The sequence below is a fragment of the Vibrio sp. genome (assembly GCF_038138445.1).
Taxonomy (GTDB): domain Bacteria; phylum Pseudomonadota; class Gammaproteobacteria; order Enterobacterales; family Vibrionaceae; genus Vibrio.
Genome location: NZ_JAYQDQ010000083.1, coordinates 1 through 17,456 on the forward strand (window position 1 = coordinate 1; position 17,456 = coordinate 17,456).

The following is a 17,456-nucleotide window of genomic DNA, read 5'->3' on the forward strand; positions in this document are numbered from 1 at the left end:
ACAATACCGAATTTAAAAGGAAATGATTAGATGGGGTTTACCGCCAGCTTACATACAATTTGGTGATATGCCGAGTTATGATCATATGGGGCAAAATACAGTTATCAAATCCTCTGACCTTTTTGAGCGATACATGATGAACGTTCAAGACCAATTGAATCCTTCAGAAGTGCAAACATCGGACAGTATAGGATTAAGGAGGCTATTCGACTTTCTGGATGAACTAGGTAGAACATATACTGGTTTGCGCTTAGATAAGTCCGGGACTACCGTTAAAGTTGTACACTACGGGCCTGACGAGTACCCTAAATTTAGAACCAGAGATGAAAAAAGAGTAGAGCCAGCCATATTTGGTGAGTTTTTGCAGTTTAGCCCCGAGAAAAAAACAGAATTCCTACGTTTGGCATCCTATTTAAAAACGGTTGAAAAAATAGGCATACCTGCGGACGCTTCACCTGAAGTGATAAGCCAAAAGTTAAAAAGTTATCAAAATACTGGATCACATTTCCGTTACCCTGATATGCCCACGGATATAAACCTTCTCCTTCGAGACAAGGAGTCTGAACTAGCGAACCAAGAGAAAATACTTGTTACCCATAATGGTATTTCACTGGCTCTAGGTACTGAAGTGGAATCTCCAAGCAGCATGAGCGCAGATGTTCGCTTTCTTACTGACAAATACAATATTAATAATTTTGATGTGATTCCTGATTCGCAAGTGCTGACAGAGGAAAATAGGCAGGAAGTCAGCGACTTTTTTAGTAACGTGCTTAACAGTGATGGTCGGATCCTGATGTCTGGATACGCTATTGCTGGGTTTGGTGATCTTGTGAATTTCCAGATGCTGTATAAAACCATAATCAACAAACATCCGGAGCTTAAAGGCAGAATTGACGCTTATGCGCACTTTTACCGCTATTCAATTAGTAACGAAACACTAGATAAATTGCTCGATAAAGATATTAAAGTGGTTACCCACCAAAATGCGAATCGTCAATGGGACCCTAACTATAGTTATCAGTTAGTACGTGAACTCGGCATGCGCCATAACCCTAAGTTTGAAATCCAATACAACGTTGGATCTGTATACAGTGTAGTGGATGAACCCAATATACTTCGCGTTGGTGAGATTGGCGGTATGGCCGGAGTTAGCCAAGTCAAAGATGCGTATTTTACCGGCCTTTCTCGCGGTGCTATTGGCTTTGGCATCCCCAATGCCAATACTGATATTGAAAGCCCCAAAATCAAAGCTACGCTGGTGGGGATTATGCAAGAAGTATTAGATCAGGTACCAGATAGTCACGCTTCGTTATCCTCACTTATCCAAGGGCACTTCGCTCTCATGATGGCTCGTGAAAACTCGCAAGTGATTAATCAAGGGCGATTTTACAATGTAAATGATGTTCAAAATGGGCAAAATTTAAGTATAGGTAAGCGAGTCTTAGCCGAAATACTGAAAGCTATGGCAGAGAAATCTAGGGCAGGTAGTACAATTATTCTCGCCACGGGTAGAATTGATGCACTGCAAGAACAAGCTAAAGCTATAGGCGTAACATTAGAACAACTACCTAGTTTTTCAGTACAAGATAGTAGATACAAGTTGTTTGAACTGACGACTGAAAATGGTGATAAGGCATTTGTTGTTCAGGGTTTTTTTGATAATGCTCTGGTCAATGCTGTGATGAAGGATGCGAGTATTCCGACAGTTTATTCTGGGGAAGGCTCAATGAATGAAGGCCTGTCTTTTCGTGGTAAAGGATTTATGATCCCTTTCTATGATTATCAGGTGACTACACTTATTGAATCGGCTGGTATAGTGAGTAATCAAGATATTGGTATGCTAGAACTTGAAGTTGACGGAAATGATGTTGATTTTCAAGATGATCCCAATAAATTAGTCAAAATAAAGCCAGATAGTGATGCATTGCTGATAAATAGCGAAGTATATGATTTACTGAAGCTAACCCTGAATGGCCGCTCTCCGCAGATGTATATGGTCACAAAGCGTACTTCTTCAGAGATTCATTTGAAAAAGCTCGACAAGACTGATTTGGACTTTCAGGTTTTGTCATCGCAATCTCAACTTCAGAACATCTCAGCCACTTATCATGCTCAAGCAACTATATATAAGCTGGAGCCTTGGGCGAGAGAGTGGCTAAAATTGATTTACGACCGTGAAAATTCCCAATTGGATTTAGATAAACTGGGTGAACAGACAGCATCGATGCTAAAAGAGGAGACAATTAACAGGGCGAATTGGTTTGATTTGTTCAACCAATTAATTGATTAAACCTTAGTATATACGCTGATTTATGGGAGAAGGGTATGTTAGTTTCTTCTCCCATAGATGAGACCGTTCAGTTATGTCGAGTATTTTTTAAGCTTTCTCGCTAAGACCTTGTTTTGGACATCGCTGACATAGATAGTGGCGCTCCTCTATTCAAAGCATTCCTCTGATAAACCCGTAAACAAAACACCTTAATTTGAGTTAGTAATGTCTAATTTACTATGCGTCAGGTTGAGCTTACTCTCTGGTATGTACTAGTATGGACTAAGCGCATTGTAACTATATAGCTGACTTAACTAAGCTTTTTCTAGTTTAATGATCGGTTCTGTGGTGGAGAGCGTATTGATAAGGTGCACCTACTAGCGAGTAATGATCATGATTCATAATGCAATAATCAATATCACTAATCTGAGGCTTAGAACATACATAGGTTTCAACGAAGAAGAAAAACAAAAGCAGCAAGACATCGTTATTAACGCAGAAATACATTATCCAGCAAATAAAATGTGTCTGAGGGATGATGTTGATAATGCATTGAACTATAAGATTATTTGTAAAAATATCATCCACCATGTCGAAAATGGGCGTTTCTTGTTGTTGGAAAAACTGACCAGTGATGTACTTGGCTTATGTGCCGATAATTCACTGGTCAGTTTTGCTAAAGTGACTATCGACAAGCCCCACGCACTAAGGTTTGCAGATTCAGTGTCTTTGACATTGAGTTATACAAAAGAAGAGCATCGGGGGGAGTGATGATAAGTAACGAAGCCAAACGAGTACAAGAGGTGCTCATTGAACAAGGTTTAGAGACACCTATAGTCGCCACTGATATGACGCCTGAGCAAAAGTATCAGCGGATCAAAGGGCTTATGACTGAAGTGATCTCAGTTATGGGGCTAGATTTGAATGACGATAGCCTAGCCGAAACCCCTCATCGTATTGCAAAGATGTACGTTAATGAGGTATTTTCCGGCCTAGATTATGTGAACTTCCCCAAAATTACCGTCATTGAGAATAAAATGAAGGTTGATGAAATGGTGAAAGTTTCCAATATTAACCTTACCTCCACCTGCGAACATCACTTTGTTACCATTGATGGTTTGGTTAAAATGGCTTACTTACCTAAGTCTAAGGTCATTGGTTTATCTAAGATCAATCGAATAGTCCGCTTTTTTGCTCAGCGACCTCAAGTTCAGGAACGTTTAACTCAGCAAATATTAACCGCTATTCAGACATTAACCGAAACAGATGATGTCGCCGTCACAATCGATGCGACGCATTATTGCGTTAAATCTAGAGGGGTAATGGATGTGAATTCTAATACCACCACAACCGCTCTGGGTGGCTGCTTTAAAACGAATCCTCAAACGCGCGCGGAGTTCCTTCAATGAGTAAAACTATAGTTATAACCGGAGTTGGTAAGCGCCTAGGTTTTGAGTTAGCTAAAGCATTGTTGAAGGATGATTATCAAATAATTGGTACTTATCGTACAGAATATCCATCTCTTGCGGATCTAAAAGAACTCGGTGCTGAGCTCTATCAGGTTGATTTTTACCAGCAGGGCCAAGTGGATGAGTTTATATCGCAATTGTCCAATAAGAATAATGCGATAAGAGCGATTGTTCATAACGCTTCAGATTGGTCACCAGATGATAGTGCACATCTCAGCACTAGTGAAATCATGCACCGCATGATGACAGTTCACGCTTCGATTCCTTATCAAATGAATTTAGCTCTGCAGGACAAACTTCGTGCCAGTGGTGAAGCAGACATCATTCATGTGAGTGACTATGTTGCTGAAAAGGGAAGTAAAAAACACATTGCGTATGCTGCGAGCAAAGCTGCGATGAATAATATGACCTTGTCTTTTGCTTCTATGCTAGCTCCTGAAGTAAAAGTGAATACCATCTCTCCGGCATTATTAAAGTTCAACCCGCAAGATGGTGAAGCCTATAAAGACAAAGCATTGGCCAAAGCACTTTTGCCCAGAGAAGCTGGTTTTGATGAAGTAATCGAAGGGGTGAAAATGCTGCTTAACAGCCGCTTTATGACAGGTAGAAACCTCCAGTTTGATGGTGGACGTCATTTGCGTTAAAGATAGGCGACGCAGTGGAAAATCATTGACCGTTAAATATTTTGATGTGGTTTAATTGGACAGCTACTTAGTGGCTGTCTTTTTGTTTTTAGCCCTAAACTATCAACTTCTAGCAGGGATTATCATTTTGGATAGCCAAACGGAGTAAAAGTGTCATGCCATGGTGTATTGACACAAATCAACAAAATGTAGTAACTGATGCAGTATTAAGTGGATATCAGCGGAGTAGGAATGATGCACGGAATCAAATATAAAAAACTGGTTTCATTTATGGTCTCAGGGCAGGAGGCAAGCCTAGCGGTAATAAATCCAGCAACACAAGCTATTTTGGGTTATGTACCTGTATCCAATAATACTGAAATACAAGATAAGATTTTAAGTGCCCACAGTGCTCAGAGAGACTGGGCCCAGCATACAGCGAAGCAACGCTCATCGATACTTTATCACTGGTTTCAGCTTCTGATTGAGCATCAAGATGATTTAGCTCGCCTGTTGACTTTAGAGCAAGGAAAACCGTTGTCAGAAGCGAAAGGTGAAGTCTCTTATGGAGCAAGCTTTGTTGAATGGTTTGCTGAAGAAGCAAAACGTAGCTACGGCGAAACAATTCCGGCGCCGACTGCGGATAAACGAATGCTTACTATCAAGCAGCCAGTAGGAGTGGCTTGTGCGATCACTCCATGGAATTTTCCTATCGCAATGATTACTCGGAAAGCAGCTCCAGCGCTCGCAGCGGGATGCAGTTTTATTGTCAAACCGTCTGAGCTGACTCCGTTATCTGCCTTTGCTATTACTGAACTTGCTTATCAAGCGGGCATTCCAAAAGGTGTACTGCAGGTGGTTATAGGAAACAGTGCACCAGAGGTGGGTCGCATATTTAGTTCTCATCCTTTGATTAGAAAATTATCTTTTACTGGCTCTACAAAAGTCGGCCGCACCTTAATGCAGCAAAGTGCAGAGGATATAAAGCGTACCTCAATGGAGCTTGGTGGCAATGCGCCTTTTATTGTGTTTGATGATGCTGATGTCGATGTCGCAGTCGAAGGTGCCCTTGTGTCTAAATTTCGTAATGCGGGCCAAACTTGTGTTTGTGCAAACCGTTTTTATGTCCACTCTAAAGTCTATGAAGCGTTTGTTGAAAAGTTTGATGCTGCAGTTGAGACGCTCACGATCGGAAATGGTCTTGAACAAAGCACTGATATTGGTCCCTTGATTACAGCGCAAGCGAAAACCAATATAGAAATTCTAATTGACGCTGCAGTGGTTCAGGGGGCTAAGAAAGTCTCTTCGCATAAACCTCTGCAAGGGCAATTTCTATCTCCTGTTATTTTAAGAGATGTGACTCAAACAATGGACATTGTTTCGCAGGAAATATTCGGTCCTGTCGCTCCTGTTATAGCTTTTGATGATGAGGAGCAGCTTATAGAGATGGCAAACGATACCATACATGGTTTAGCTGCTTACTTTTTTACCAATGATATTCGCCGAGTCTGGAGAGTGGCAGAAGCGTTGGAATATGGCATGGTCGGGATTAATGCCGGTATGATTTCTTCTGAAGTTGCCCCTTTTGGCGGTATTAAGCAATCAGGGATTGGGCGAGAAGGAGCCAAGCAGGGGATGGATGAGTATATGGATATTAAATACCTCTGCTTTGGAGGACTCTAACTACTACTTTACGATGAGAAAAGCCATATTAATGGCTTTTCTTTGGTCCATTACGCACCATATCTTGTCCGTTTTGGAAAACCTCATCAGTGACCCATCTTGCCAATAGTAATTGATGATTATCATCTAACACAGCGACAAAGTGACGCCCATCTGCGTTATTAGTTGCGAGAGCAATTCCCGCGATTCCTTCCAGTCCAAAGCTACCATTTTCTACAGCAACCAGGAAAGCTTCCAATTCTTCTAAGTTATCAATAATGCGATCATCGCTAAACATAAGGCTTATCTCTACAGGCTTCATTGAGAGTTCAATTTGAAAAGAACACACTCTAGCTATCATTATCGTTGATTTCTAGTGCTGGTGGTTTATTAGAACACAAGTTAACCGCAAAATTTTATCATGCTACAAGCACTGCTTAGTAAGCCAAGATTCCAAACTCTTTGAGTTGAGCGGGTAGAGTATCGTCAAGCTTATCGACATCTTTGGCGTCAATTTCGATCAAGTTGAATTGATTAGTGTGATAAATCGCTTGAATATCTCTTTTTTCCGCATCGGTATAATTTCCCTCGTCCCAATATTGGATATAGACTTTGCCATTGGGTAGGTAAAAATCACTAAGAATGTGTTCTTCAATGGGAAGTTGGCGATCATAGGCATGAGCAATACTATTCATGTAGAGCCAGTTGTCGATTTTTAGCTCACCTTTAGAGCGGACGTAATGCCCATCTAAGGTGCGATATTTGGCCTCAAACTTTTGTCTAAAGTTTGAAAGTGATTTATCAGTTGTGTGCTTGTCAGCTTGCTGACCTGAAAACTCAGTAACAGATTGTTTAAGGCGCTTATTGTGTGCGATTGAATCATGCCACAAAGCATATTGGTTGCCCGTCTGCTTATCAATTTTTTGATAGCCACCCGCTTTCAGACCGTTGTGAGTCACTTGCCATCCGTCAGAGATTTTTTGCAACCAGCCAAGCTCTTGGAGCAGTTGATTGATTTTTTTTGCATTAAGTGAAAAGCGTTGCCCAAGCTGGGTAGCACTGAGAGGTTTGCCACTGGTAGAGTCACTATCAATAAGTAAGCTTTCAGGCCAGACAATAAACTGCCCGTATTTTGGATGCTGTGCGTACTCCCCACCAAACTTTTTGCCAATATCAGTCAGTATCCAAGAGTCACTATCGCGATTGACATAGCCAGCTGTTTTGAGAGTTTTAAATAGCTTCTTAACTTCAGTGTCGCGTAACTTGGCCAGTGCAGTCGTAGAAATTTTATCTACCATCGTTGTTTCACCTAAATAGAAGCTGTAATAGTTTTACTAATTAACTAATGATCTCGAGCAATACAAGATATATAGTAACACCAAAAGTATAAAATCATATAAGTCACTGTATTGCATGCATTATGACTAGTGAGCAAGGTGTGACAAGAAACTGCTTACCTTCGACAACTTTACCGATTTCATAGCCTTGTGTATCACAGATAGTGATCCAGCATTGCATCTTGTCGTCTGGCAAAGTAAAGCGGGCTGGTGCATTGGTTTGGTTAATGCAGTAGAACATTTCATTACCCTCTTCACCCAAGCCAAGGTGCAGTGCGACTGCGCTGAGCGTATTCCAATCGTCGTGTTCTATGGCCGTCCCATCAACACGTCGCCATTCAATCCTGTTATCATGTCTCTGCTCACCACTGAAAGCCTTAATCAACGGCAGCATAAAATGCTGTCGAGCTTCGACCATGTGGCTCATCCATTGTTTAAACTGGTCTTTTTGGTTAGAAGGTTGCCAGTTTAACCAACTTAATTCGTTATCTTGGCAATAAGCATTGTTATTACCACTTTGGCTATGTGACAGTAAATCTGCCATCAATATATGCGGGATCCCAAATGAAAATAGTAAACTAGCCATAAAATTACGCTTTTGTTTTTCGCGCTTTAAGATAATGGCAGGGTTGTCTGTCTCACCTTCTGCACCATAGTTATCTGAGCGGTTATCACCATGACCATCCCGGTTTTGTTCACCATTATCAAGATTGTGTTTTTGTCGGTAAGAGACCAAGTCCTGCAAAGTGAATCCATCGTGGTAGGTGATGTAGTTGACGGTTAGATTATGTGGCCAGTTAGCAGCACTGTATAAGTCTCTGGAACCCATTAATCGTGTTGTAAACTCTTTGAGATAACCTTGGTCACCACGCCAAAAGCTGCGAGTAATGTCTCTTAGCCTGTCATTGCACTCGTTCCAGCCAACTGGGAACTGGCCAACTTGATAACCATTTGGACCAATATCCCAAGGCTCAGCAATCAGTTTTACCTGTTTTAGCACAGGGTCTTGCGCGACAGCTTTGAAAAAGGCTGAATATGGGTTGAAGGTATCACCTTCACGGCCTAGCGTTGCCGCCAAATCAAAGCGAAAACCATCTACTTGATATTCTTCTGCCCAGTACCTCAGGCTATCCATCACAAGGTTTAGGCTAGGTTGATACGATAAATCCAACGTATTCCCGCATCCAGTAAAGTTGGCAAATAAATCACCGTGTTTTAAATAATAATTTTCATCGAGGGCTTTGAGGTTAAATATTGCTCCTTCACTACCACCTTCAGCGGTATGGTTATAGACCACATCGAGGATTACCTCTATACCGTGACGATGGAGCTCTCTAATCGCGGTTTTTAGCTCATGCACGGCATCTGTATCAGCAAAACGCGGATCGGGGGCCATGAATACATAAGGGTTGTACCCCCAATAATTAGATAGCTCGCTAGTAAGAAGGTGAGGCTCATGCATGCATGCAGCAATGGGTAACACTTGTAAGGTATTAATATTTTGCTGCTTATAAAATGTGATCATGGCTTGGCTGGCTAAACCTTGGTAGCAACCTTGATGGCGACTTTCAACTTCTGGGTTGAGCTTCGTCAGCCCTTTGACATGAGTTTCAAACAGCACCATCTCCTCTTTCGCTCGAAGAGGTTTTTCGACTCCTTGCCAGTCAAAATTGTTGTCTATGACGATGGACTTGGCGATTTGAAAACTTTTGGATGGAGTTAGCGGAGGCATGTAGTGAAGCGGTTTTTCTATCGCCTTAGCATAGGGGTCGGAAACGAGATAGTCACCATCTGGATTCTCAACAATAAAACCATATTTTTGCCCAGCACTCACATTCGCTATATGAGTGTGTAATATGCCCGCATAATTATTATTAAGTGGGTATGTAGTGTATTGGTTATCCTCATCGAACAGCGCAAGGAGCAAATTATTGTGACTAGGCGCATAAATAGAGAAATTACATCCTTTGCTAGTTAAAGTAGCACCAAGAGGGTAGGGGCGAGAACAAGGCATAATTAATATTGTATCAGCTGACAATTAATAACTTAACTAAGTAAATCTCTTTGTTGTAAGGACGTCAAGCGCCTTAGAGTTGAAAATACAATTGTTATTAATAGTGCTTTGCTTCAGTCTTTTTATATTAAAAAGTGATCTGTATAGGATTATTTTCGGTTTATAAATATACATTAGACACTTTCTCATCCCTATATTTGTGAACCAAGCCTAAAATATTTTTGATTTTTATTTTTCTCATCCTTTCGCATCCCCCTAAGAAATTAACTAGGTTGGAGGAAGTCAACCTTGCCTCTTATGGTTAGTCTGTCAGTAGTTAGAGTATAAGGGTTAAAGCAGTGATCTTGGCCCTTCTTACCTCACTTATTAATGATTCTATTTCTGCCTTTATAGGAACATCTAATGAGTTAGGTATAAGAATAATAAACCTTAATTGGAGTCAATAATGAAAAAAGTGAACTTAGTTGCGGTTGCAGTGGCTGCAGCACTTGCCGCTGGGCCTGCTTTAGCCGTCGATTTTAATGGCTATTTCAGGGCAGGTACCGGAATTAGTGGTAACTCAGGCAGTGATGTGTCTGTTAATAAGAATGGTATTGGTCGCTTGGGTAACGAAAACGACAATTACTATGAATTCGGTTTTTCTGAAGAGTTAAAAACAGGTGAACAAACTTGGCGTGTTGAGTCTATGTTAAACAAAGGCGATGCTGGCCAATCCGGTAGTGAAGACGGAGATATTAACGTTGCTCAATTTGCAGTAAAAGCCAAAGGTTTGATTGCTTCTGATAAAGAAGCCACGCTATGGGCTGGTAAAACTTATTATCAGCGTAAAGACATTCATATTACCGATTTTTACTTCCTCAATACTTCTGGAACGGGTGGCGGTATTGAAAACTTATCTGTAGGCAATCAGAAGCTGTCTGTTGCACTTATCCAAGATGGTGAAGATGATAACGGGGCAGGTTATATATTCGATACTCGATTAGCGAACATTGGTGTGTGGGAAGACGCATCTCTTGAACTTGCACTAGCCTATAATTTCTCTAATGAAAAAGACGGCAAAAATATTGATGCTGATGATGGCCTATTGGCATCGGCAATCTTACACCAAAATATGAAAATTGGCTTTAACCAGACAGTACTCCAATACGGAACTAATGGTTATGGTTCTCAGGTCGCATCATACGGGGCTGGTGCATATTACAACCGTGCAAGCAACGCTCAGAATGAGGCTTCAGGTTACCGCTTACTTAACTGGGGTGTCGTGAGCCTTGGTAGTGATTGGGAAATGGGCCATCAATTAGCCTTTATGGCGGGCAGTGATATAGGTGGTACTGACTCAGGTAATAATGCGACGTCATTTAAGTCTGATACTGACCAATTCTCGCTAGTTGTGCGCCCTATGTATAAATGGGATGACACCATGCGTACCATTTTTGAAGCTGGCGTTAATATGGGTGAGAGGATCAACTCAGCGGGCACAGCAAAAGAAGACTTTGGCAACACAAAGTTTACCGTAGCGCAAGGCTGGGCAATGGGTAATGATTTTTGGGCTCGTCCTGAGCTTAGAGTGTATGGGTCTTATATAACCGATACTGAAAATGATAATGCGTTTGGCACTAGTGAAGATTCTGAGTACGTTGTTGGTATTCAAATGGAAGCTTGGTGGTAAACAAATTCATTGTGCCCTATGGCTCGTCTAGTTATGATAGCTAGCAATAATAGCTGGCTATTTTTATTGTTACTTTCGGCCAATAGCAAAACAGTCAAATAAGGAAGACTTTATGTATTTTCGTATCCTTGCCCTTAGCAGTTGCATTGCCTTATTTGGATGCCAGTCTCCCGAGATAGTTGAGCAGATTAGTGTCACCAATACAAAGCAGGTAACTTTGGTGTCAGACCTTCAGTCTGTTCAAATGAAATTACCCAGTAATAAAAGTGTGAGTCTTACTCCAAAGTCTCAAACACTTAAATATCACGATATTGATAGCCCTGTAGCCTTGTTTGAGTTACCTGCAGATAGAGGCGAATTTTCAATCAATATTACAAGCGAAATAGGTGAAACCGCCTTTGTGCCGAAAGCGGTTATCTTAGATAAAAGTGGGCGTGAGTTAGAGCGTTATGGTGAAGAGGCGTTTGAATACCAACCGCCAAGGTTGGGTGCAGGAAATCGTTTGAGTGCTGAGGTAGATTTCTTTCCGCCAAGAGATGTAGAAAGTGTTTATTTGTTGATCTACACAGATAAATCTGAACTTAGCAAAACGACTATGGTTACTCACCCTGCAAGGTTATATGCTGAGGGAAGAGGAAACTATTTACCTGAAGTTAATGATATCGCCATACCCAACTCCCAATATGGTTTGATTAATGTCTCCATTGACAGGGTTGGCTTTTTAAAACAGTTAGGTACATCAAGCTCATTTTCTAACTCAAACTCGCAGCCAATGATGGCAAAAACAGTTGACGCCGTTCAACCTGAAACGCAGAAATATTACCACAAAGCCATATCGGCAGCGGTTGCCAATGATGATCTCAACAAAGCAATTCGGTTATTAGAAGAAGCAAAATCGCTGAACGTTGAAGGCGCCCAGCAAGTTTTTGTTAAAGAAGTAGAAGATAGTAAAAGCACTCTATAATTGAGCCAGTTTGGAACACGTAAAGAGGTTTTTGCCTATAGTATGCAAAAACCTCCTCTAACGTTATGTAACGAATCTGGTAACAATCAAACTTTGAAGTATTTTAATTGCTGAGTTAACTCGTCTGCAGTGCCTGCCATCAATTGGCTGTCATCGGCTAGTCTCTGAGAAGCTTGCAGGACTTCATTGGCTGCCAAATTAATGCCTGAAACATTCTCATTCATCTCTGTGGCTACAGCGCTTTGCTGCTCCGATGCTGCAGCGATCTGTGCCACCATATCGTTGGCGTTTTGCATTTCTGCAACGATAACGTCCAATTGCTGGCGTGTTTTTTCAGAAGCAGCCACTGTCTCATCGACTCTCTCGTTACTATCTTCCATAGCAGCAAAGGTTTTTCCTGCCTGTTCGATTAACTTTTCAATTGTGAGCTGCACTTCATTAGTGGAGTGTTGTGTTCTGGAGGCCAAATTACGTACCTCATCGGCTACAACCGCAAATCCTCTTCCTTGTTCTCCAGCCCGAGCGGCTTCGATTGCGGCATTTAGAGCCAGCAAATTAGTTTGCTCGGACACTTCTCTTATCACACTGACGACGTTACTTATTTCATTGACTCCTGCTTGAAGGTCGGTCACTAATCCATGGGCGGTTGAAATATTTTGTGAGACGTCAGCAATTGAATCAGAGGTCATCTGCATGGTTCGATCATTTTGACGGGCGTGCTCGACCACGCGATTCGAGCTAGCAGCAGTATTTTCGGCGTTATTTGCTACATCTGAAATGGTCGCGCTCATTTCTGTCATCGCAGTAGAAAGTAATTCCAGCTGAGTATACTGGGTGTTGACGCTGGTTGAAGCTTCTTCACTAGCTTGGGCAATGTTGCTTGCCATGTGGCTAGACTGCTCCGCTGATTGACGAGCGGTACGCAATGTCTCTTGAAGTTTACCAATGGTAATGTCGATTTGTTCACTCATGTCTCCAAGCTCGTCTTTTCTTGACATATTCATGCGAGAACGCAGATCACCTTCGGCAATTTTATGAGTGTGGAGAATAAGTTTGCGTAGCGGGGTAATGATATTGTTTGATATCACGTAGCCCATTCCCAGAAGTATCAAGGACAATAAGCTAGCGACGAGTGCTTCTTTTAAGACTAGGTTATAAAAGGCTTGCTCGATATCTGATACCAAAACTCCAGAGCCGACTATCCAGCCCCACTCTGGGAACAGCTGTACGTAAGATATTTTATTTTTTAGTGTGCCGTTAGGACTTCGCCACTGATAATCAAGAAACCCTTTCCCTGATGGGGTTTGAGAGATTGTCACCATTTCACGCCAGTGATATTTACCCGCTCCATCACGAAGCATGGATGCTGTTTTGCCATTAAGTTCTGGTTTTAAAGGGTGTTCAATAACGGTTAGGTTTTGGTCTAATACCCAAAAATAGTTTGAACCATCATAGCGTAGCGCATTAATAGCGTTTAAAGCTTGTTGTTTCGCCACGTCAAAACCAATGGTGGAACCTTGGTCATAGTAATATTGGACCAAACTCGTCGTAGTTTCGACTTGGGAACTGAGCTTATTCTCTCGCTCGGTTAATGATGTTTGCTTTTGTAAAAGCAAATTGTATAGGCATGCTGTAGCAATAAAAATGATCGCTAAAGTAACGATCGCTCCCAATTTATAAGTGATACTTAAGTTACTGAGTTTCATCATTAAGCCATTTGTTGAGAAGTCCTTCCCCTAGGCTACAGCTGTGTCAATTTTAACAAATTGACTTAAATCATGGACATTAAATGCTCATTCCGTTGCATATTGTTTTGTGAGACATATCACCATTAAGTGCGATTTTTGATTGTATTAAATCTAGGCCATGTTTACCGACTCAGTCGAATAGATTCAATTTCTGGAGTGACCAAGCATAAAACTTGGCGTTTGTTCATATCGATACCACAATGTTATTGGCAAAATAATCAATAAAATTTAAAGCTTGTCCCTATGATTAAATTCAACATGAGGGTCAATGGTGTTTAGACTGAATAAGGACGGTATGAGATGAGAAACTTGGGATTTAAAAAGTTATTGCTCATTTCCATTAGTGCAGTGGTTGTGGTTTCTGTATCTGTGTCAAAGTACATTGCCTATATCAAGCAAGAATCTAATCTTGTTGAGCTGATTACGGCCTCAAATCAAAGTTATGTCAAAGGTCAAGCGCAAAAGATTTCAGCTCAATTAGAAGAAAAAGTGGGTGGTTTAGATAAGTTAGGTCAGTACTTTTCTAATAAAGAGATAACAGGTACGCCAGAAGAGCTTATCGATCTGACTCATACCATCGCCAATGCCGCCAACCTAAATAGCTCAGTTGTGGCCTTCACCAATGGTGATGCTTACTGGAATCAAACCGCTAAAACTTGGCCAAATCATAAGTTTGATGGTGATGTCACCACTCGTGGCTGGTATCAGCTGGCTCGAAAAAATGATTCTGCCGTATTAACAGAACCTTATATGGGAAGCGAAGGGGATGTCTACTGGATCTCGATAGTAAGAAAGACGCTCAGTGGTATAATATCTGTTGATATGCAATTGGGGTTTTTAAATGAAATTGCCAAGAATGTTAACGAGATCCCAGGCGCTATTGCGGTCATATTGAATAGCGACACCACCATTTTGGCTTCATCAGTTGATGACATTAAAGCAGGTAATAAAACGGCCAAATATCCTTGGTTGGACACTGTTGCAAAAAGAACGTTAGGCCAGGTGGAGGTTGTCTACGAGGGTCAAAAAGACGAGATAGAGGAGTTGTTTTTTTCGCATGAAATCAATATTGCGGGTAAAAAGTGGTACTTTGTTGTTGGTTTAGACAAAGATATTGTTTTTGCCGATCTCCATGCAGCAAAATATGAAGCCATTATTACTGCTCTTCTTGCGTCTGTGATCAGTATTCTGGTTGCGCTTGGCGTCATGCAAGTCTTATATCGCCCAATTTTGGTACTTAAAGAGACGATTGCTGGCCTGAGTGATGGTAATGGCGACCTGACTCAACGAATTGAAGTCAAAACTCATGATGATCTAGGTATGATTTCTGAGGGTATCAATAAATTCATCGCGAGCTTACAATCGATGATGCTTGAAATCAGTGAAGCGACAAGTCAGCTTAGTGGCAACGTTGAAAGAATGCGTGAACAGAGTCAGCACAGCTCATCCATATTACAAAATCATGTGCAAGAAACAGAGCAAGTCGTCACCGCGATTGAAGAGATGAACTCAACGGCAGAATCCATGGCCTCTGATGCTGCGAATACCGCTCAACTCACGCAAAAAGCAAACCAAGCGGGCAATACTTCCAAGGCGACGGTGACACAAGCACAAACGAATGTTCAGGATTTGGTTGAAGATGTCAGTGTTGCTTCAGAGAACGTGAATAAGATGGCGTCAGAAACTGATGGGATTAATACAGTTTTAGGTGTTATCGGTGATATTGCAGAGCAAACCAACTTGTTGGCCCTGAATGCGGCGATTGAGGCTGCTCGAGCAGGTGAACAAGGGCGCGGTTTTGCGGTGGTGGCTGATGAAGTTCGTAACTTAGCGAGTCGGACAAAAGAGAGTACCGAAGAAATTGAAACAGCGCTTGCCAGTCTTCTCAAGGGAAGCCAGTCGGTGGTGGATTCTATGGAGTCAACCAAAGAGAAGTGTGGTCAAACGTCTGAAGGTGCGGGTCAAGTTGCGGAGAGCCTAGATGTGATGACGGACTTTGTAACTGAAATTAACGACTTAAGCACACAAATCGCCGCAGCGGCTCAGGAACAAAATAGCGTAACACAAGAGCTAAGTCGAAACATGACAGCAATTAATGACATTGTTGGTGAACTTGATAACAACGGTAAACAAGCACTTGAAGATGCGCATAGTATTGCTGAAATAAACACTCGTTTGTCCGATATTGTTGGCCGTTTCAAGCTGTCATAATTTCGGTTACCAACGATTTATTTATTCCCAACACGGATCATCACAGCATCTGGGCGCCAATATTCGAACTGGGCGTCCATGAGCTGGCCGTCTTGCTTATAATTGACGCGGCAAATCTTAAGAACGGATTGACCCGATGCAATGTTGAGTGCCTTAGCTACATGTGCTGGAGCGGAAGTTGTTAACGCATCAAACTGCGAACGCTGAGTATGATATCCATATTTTTTGTCGTAAATATCGGTAAGCGACAACGTAAGATTTTCAGATAAAATACCTTCGAATAGAGATGATTTCAGCACATTTTCAACAAACAATACTGCTCTTCCGTCTATATGACGGAGTCTTTCGATAATATGAATTTGGGTGATTTTATCAATATCTAGAGCTTGTGCGTATTCTCCAATGGCAACTTCGGTGCGAGTACTGACTAGCCTTGTTTCGGCGCTTCTATTTTGCTCTTTGACCATTTGATGGAAATGAGCTCGTACTAATGGGTTATAGCATAGGCGCTCAGGTGAAACATACCATCCACGGCGTTCTTCTCGATAGATAAGCCCTTCTGTTTCCAGTGATATTAATGCGTCCTTAATAGTGATGCGTGTGGTTGAGAAGAGCAGGCTAAGCTCTCTTTCCGAAGGTAACTTCTCTCCTTTAGAAACCGTTCCTGAATAAATCCAGTGTTTGAGGTAGTGTTTGATGCTGCCTAGTTGTGTAGAAGAGTGGTAATCGATAGCAGAATTCATGGTTGATCTAGTCCAATGGCATAAACCGCTAGAGCATAAACTACTGATATAACAGAAATATTACAGTAGGAATTTTACGCTAATTTTTAGGGTGAAACACAGATGGCATTGAAATTTAGTCAAACTGCAAAATCAAACGTATGAAATTGTCATATATTGCTTATGTCTTTCTGGGTGATACTTTACTGACCTAGTCCAAAAAAGATAGAGGTAATAAAAATGGCATCAACTGGAGAAGGAAGATTAAATGTTTGTATCATAAATTCAAATATTCAGAAACTTTGATGACTGTAGCATCTGCAATTCCATTGTCTTTTAACATAGTCATTAGGCAAATAAACATCGCATTGGTTCCGACAATCGAGTTTTTCTCTGCGGTAAATATTACGTTTTTTTCGCTATCGGTAAGTACATTTACCATGATCATTTCGTTACTTGGTGTGATCATCACTCGGAATGACTTTCGGCAATAACTGTATTTAAGATCATCAATATCTTTATATAATAGTGCAATGTTTTAAAATTTCGTTTTCGCCTTTTCGTCGACCATTTCTTCTAGACTTGTGAAAATTCCATATTTATTGATGTTTTTTTTAAACCTATCAAGTAAATCAAGGTAATTGCTTCGATCTGGAGAGCAAATAAACATTCGTGAGGTTTCTAAAGGTTGTCCAGGAATGGGTTTTGATGCTGAGTACTGAGGGATCCCCTCATAAATCCGCCAGTGCATAGCCATCTTTTAAGAGC

14 protein-coding genes are annotated in these 17,456 nt (G+C 41.3%); 8 read left to right on the forward strand and 6 right to left on the reverse strand.

Going from position 1 to position 17,456, the window contains the following annotated elements; all coding sequences use genetic code 11:
- The first annotated feature begins 22 nt into the window (after window positions 1–22).
- The 5 genes from AAFM34_RS16980 to AAFM34_RS17000 all read left to right on the forward strand — a co-directional run bounded on the left by AAFM34_RS16980 (window position 23) and on the right by AAFM34_RS17000 (window position 6,044).
- Window positions 23–2,290 (forward strand): hypothetical protein, encoded by a 2,268-nt coding sequence (locus tag AAFM34_RS16980; protein ID WP_341664829.1) that lies wholly within the window; start codon window positions 23–25, stop codon window positions 2,288–2,290.
- 372 nt (window positions 2,291–2,662) lie between these two features.
- On the forward strand, window positions 2,663–3,040 hold the full coding sequence (gene folX / locus AAFM34_RS16985; RefSeq protein ID WP_341664831.1) for a dihydroneopterin triphosphate 2'-epimerase: 378 nt from the start codon (window positions 2,663–2,665) through the stop codon (window positions 3,038–3,040).
- Complete coding sequence (gene folE, locus AAFM34_RS16990; protein WP_341664833.1) at window positions 3,040–3,678, forward strand: GTP cyclohydrolase I FolE; 639 nt, start codon at window positions 3,040–3,042, stop codon at window positions 3,676–3,678. Before folX ends, folE begins: the two co-directional genes overlap by 1 nt.
- Complete coding sequence (gene folM / locus AAFM34_RS16995; protein WP_341664836.1) at window positions 3,675–4,382, forward strand: dihydromonapterin reductase; 708 nt, start codon at window positions 3,675–3,677, stop codon at window positions 4,380–4,382. Before folE ends, folM begins: the two co-directional genes overlap by 4 nt.
- Window positions 4,383–4,616: 234 nt before the next feature.
- On the forward strand, window positions 4,617–6,044 hold the full coding sequence (locus tag AAFM34_RS17000; protein WP_341664854.1) for an NAD-dependent succinate-semialdehyde dehydrogenase: 1,428 nt from the start codon (window positions 4,617–4,619) through the stop codon (window positions 6,042–6,044).
- Between the two features lie 28 nt (window positions 6,045–6,072).
- Here the strand turns inward: AAFM34_RS17000 and AAFM34_RS17005 are convergent, their stop codons facing one another.
- From AAFM34_RS17005 to glgX, 3 genes are all read right to left on the reverse strand, one after another.
- Window positions 6,073–6,321, reverse strand: coding sequence for a hypothetical protein (locus AAFM34_RS17005; protein ID WP_341664856.1), 249 nt, complete (start codon window positions 6,319–6,321; stop codon window positions 6,073–6,075).
- A 139-nt stretch (window positions 6,322–6,460) separates the two neighbouring features.
- Window positions 6,461–7,321 carry a glycerol kinase gene (locus AAFM34_RS17010; RefSeq protein ID WP_341664838.1) on the reverse strand — a complete coding sequence of 287 codons (861 nt, stop codon included), beginning with the start codon at window positions 7,319–7,321 and terminating at the stop codon, window positions 6,461–6,463.
- A gap of 103 nt (window positions 7,322–7,424) precedes the next feature.
- The gene (glgX, locus tag AAFM34_RS17015) at window positions 7,425–9,374 is read right to left on the reverse strand and encodes a glycogen debranching protein GlgX (RefSeq protein WP_341664840.1); all 1,950 of its coding nucleotides are present in this window, start codon (window positions 9,372–9,374) and stop codon (window positions 7,425–7,427) included.
- A 445-nt stretch (window positions 9,375–9,819) separates the two neighbouring features.
- Between glgX and lamB the strand changes: the two genes are divergently transcribed.
- Both lamB and AAFM34_RS17025 read left to right on the forward strand, forming a co-directional pair.
- Entirely contained in the window at window positions 9,820–11,043 is a 1,224-nt protein-coding gene (gene lamB, locus AAFM34_RS17020) for a maltoporin LamB (protein WP_341664842.1), read from the forward strand.
- Window positions 11,044–11,155: 112 nt separating this feature from the next.
- Window positions 11,156–12,007 (forward strand): MalM family protein, encoded by an 852-nt coding sequence (locus AAFM34_RS17025; RefSeq protein WP_341664844.1) that lies wholly within the window; start codon window positions 11,156–11,158, stop codon window positions 12,005–12,007.
- Between the two features lie 86 nt (window positions 12,008–12,093).
- On the opposite strand, the gene AAFM34_RS17030 is transcribed toward AAFM34_RS17025, so the two are convergent.
- On the reverse strand, window positions 12,094–13,713 hold the full coding sequence (locus AAFM34_RS17030; protein ID WP_341664846.1) for a methyl-accepting chemotaxis protein: 1,620 nt from the start codon (window positions 13,711–13,713) through the stop codon (window positions 12,094–12,096).
- A gap of 342 nt (window positions 13,714–14,055) precedes the next feature.
- Here AAFM34_RS17030 and AAFM34_RS17035 point away from each other — a divergent pair, with 342 nt between their 5' ends.
- On the forward strand, window positions 14,056–15,966 hold the full coding sequence (locus AAFM34_RS17035; RefSeq protein WP_341664848.1) for a methyl-accepting chemotaxis protein: 1,911 nt from the start codon (window positions 14,056–14,058) through the stop codon (window positions 15,964–15,966).
- Window positions 15,967–15,983: 17 nt separating this feature from the next.
- On the opposite strand, the gene AAFM34_RS17040 is transcribed toward AAFM34_RS17035, so the two are convergent.
- The gene (locus AAFM34_RS17040) at window positions 15,984–16,709 is read right to left on the reverse strand and encodes a UTRA domain-containing protein (RefSeq protein WP_341664850.1); all 726 of its coding nucleotides are present in this window, start codon (window positions 16,707–16,709) and stop codon (window positions 15,984–15,986) included.
- 256 nt (window positions 16,710–16,965) lie between these two features.
- Window positions 16,966–17,160: a hypothetical protein gene (locus tag AAFM34_RS17045; protein ID WP_341664852.1), complete on the reverse strand. Its 195-nt coding sequence runs from the start codon at window positions 17,158–17,160 to the stop codon at window positions 16,966–16,968.
- Window positions 17,161–17,456: the final 296 nt, after the last annotated feature.

Bases quoted from the DNA above. Each gene is read 5' to 3' on its own strand.
- AAFM34_RS17010 (WP_341664838.1), bottom strand. From the start codon at position 7,321: ATGGTAGATAAAATTTCTACGACTGCACTGGCCAAGTTACGCGACACT.
- AAFM34_RS17000 (WP_341664854.1), top strand. From the start codon at position 4,617: ATGCACGGAATCAAATATAAAAAACTGGTTTCATTTATGGTCTCAGGG.
- glgX (WP_341664840.1), bottom strand. From the start codon at position 9,374: ATGCCTTGTTCTCGCCCCTACCCTCTTGGTGCTACTTTAACTAGCAAA.
- folM (WP_341664836.1), top strand. From the start codon at position 3,675: ATGAGTAAAACTATAGTTATAACCGGAGTTGGTAAGCGCCTAGGTTTT.
- AAFM34_RS17030 (WP_341664846.1), bottom strand. From the start codon at position 13,713: ATGAAACTCAGTAACTTAAGTATCACTTATAAATTGGGAGCGATCGTT.
- folE (WP_341664833.1), top strand. From the start codon at position 3,040: ATGATAAGTAACGAAGCCAAACGAGTACAAGAGGTGCTCATTGAACAA.
- lamB (WP_341664842.1), top strand. From the start codon at position 9,820: ATGAAAAAAGTGAACTTAGTTGCGGTTGCAGTGGCTGCAGCACTTGCC.
- folX (WP_341664831.1), top strand. From the start codon at position 2,663: ATGATTCATAATGCAATAATCAATATCACTAATCTGAGGCTTAGAACA.
- AAFM34_RS17035 (WP_341664848.1), top strand. From the start codon at position 14,056: ATGAGAAACTTGGGATTTAAAAAGTTATTGCTCATTTCCATTAGTGCA.
- AAFM34_RS17025 (WP_341664844.1), top strand. From the start codon at position 11,156: ATGTATTTTCGTATCCTTGCCCTTAGCAGTTGCATTGCCTTATTTGGA.
- AAFM34_RS17005 (WP_341664856.1), bottom strand. From the start codon at position 6,321: ATGTTTAGCGATGATCGCATTATTGATAACTTAGAAGAATTGGAAGCT.
- AAFM34_RS16980 (WP_341664829.1), top strand. From the start codon at position 23: ATGATTAGATGGGGTTTACCGCCAGCTTACATACAATTTGGTGATATG.
- AAFM34_RS17040 (WP_341664850.1), bottom strand. From the start codon at position 16,709: ATGAATTCTGCTATCGATTACCACTCTTCTACACAACTAGGCAGCATC.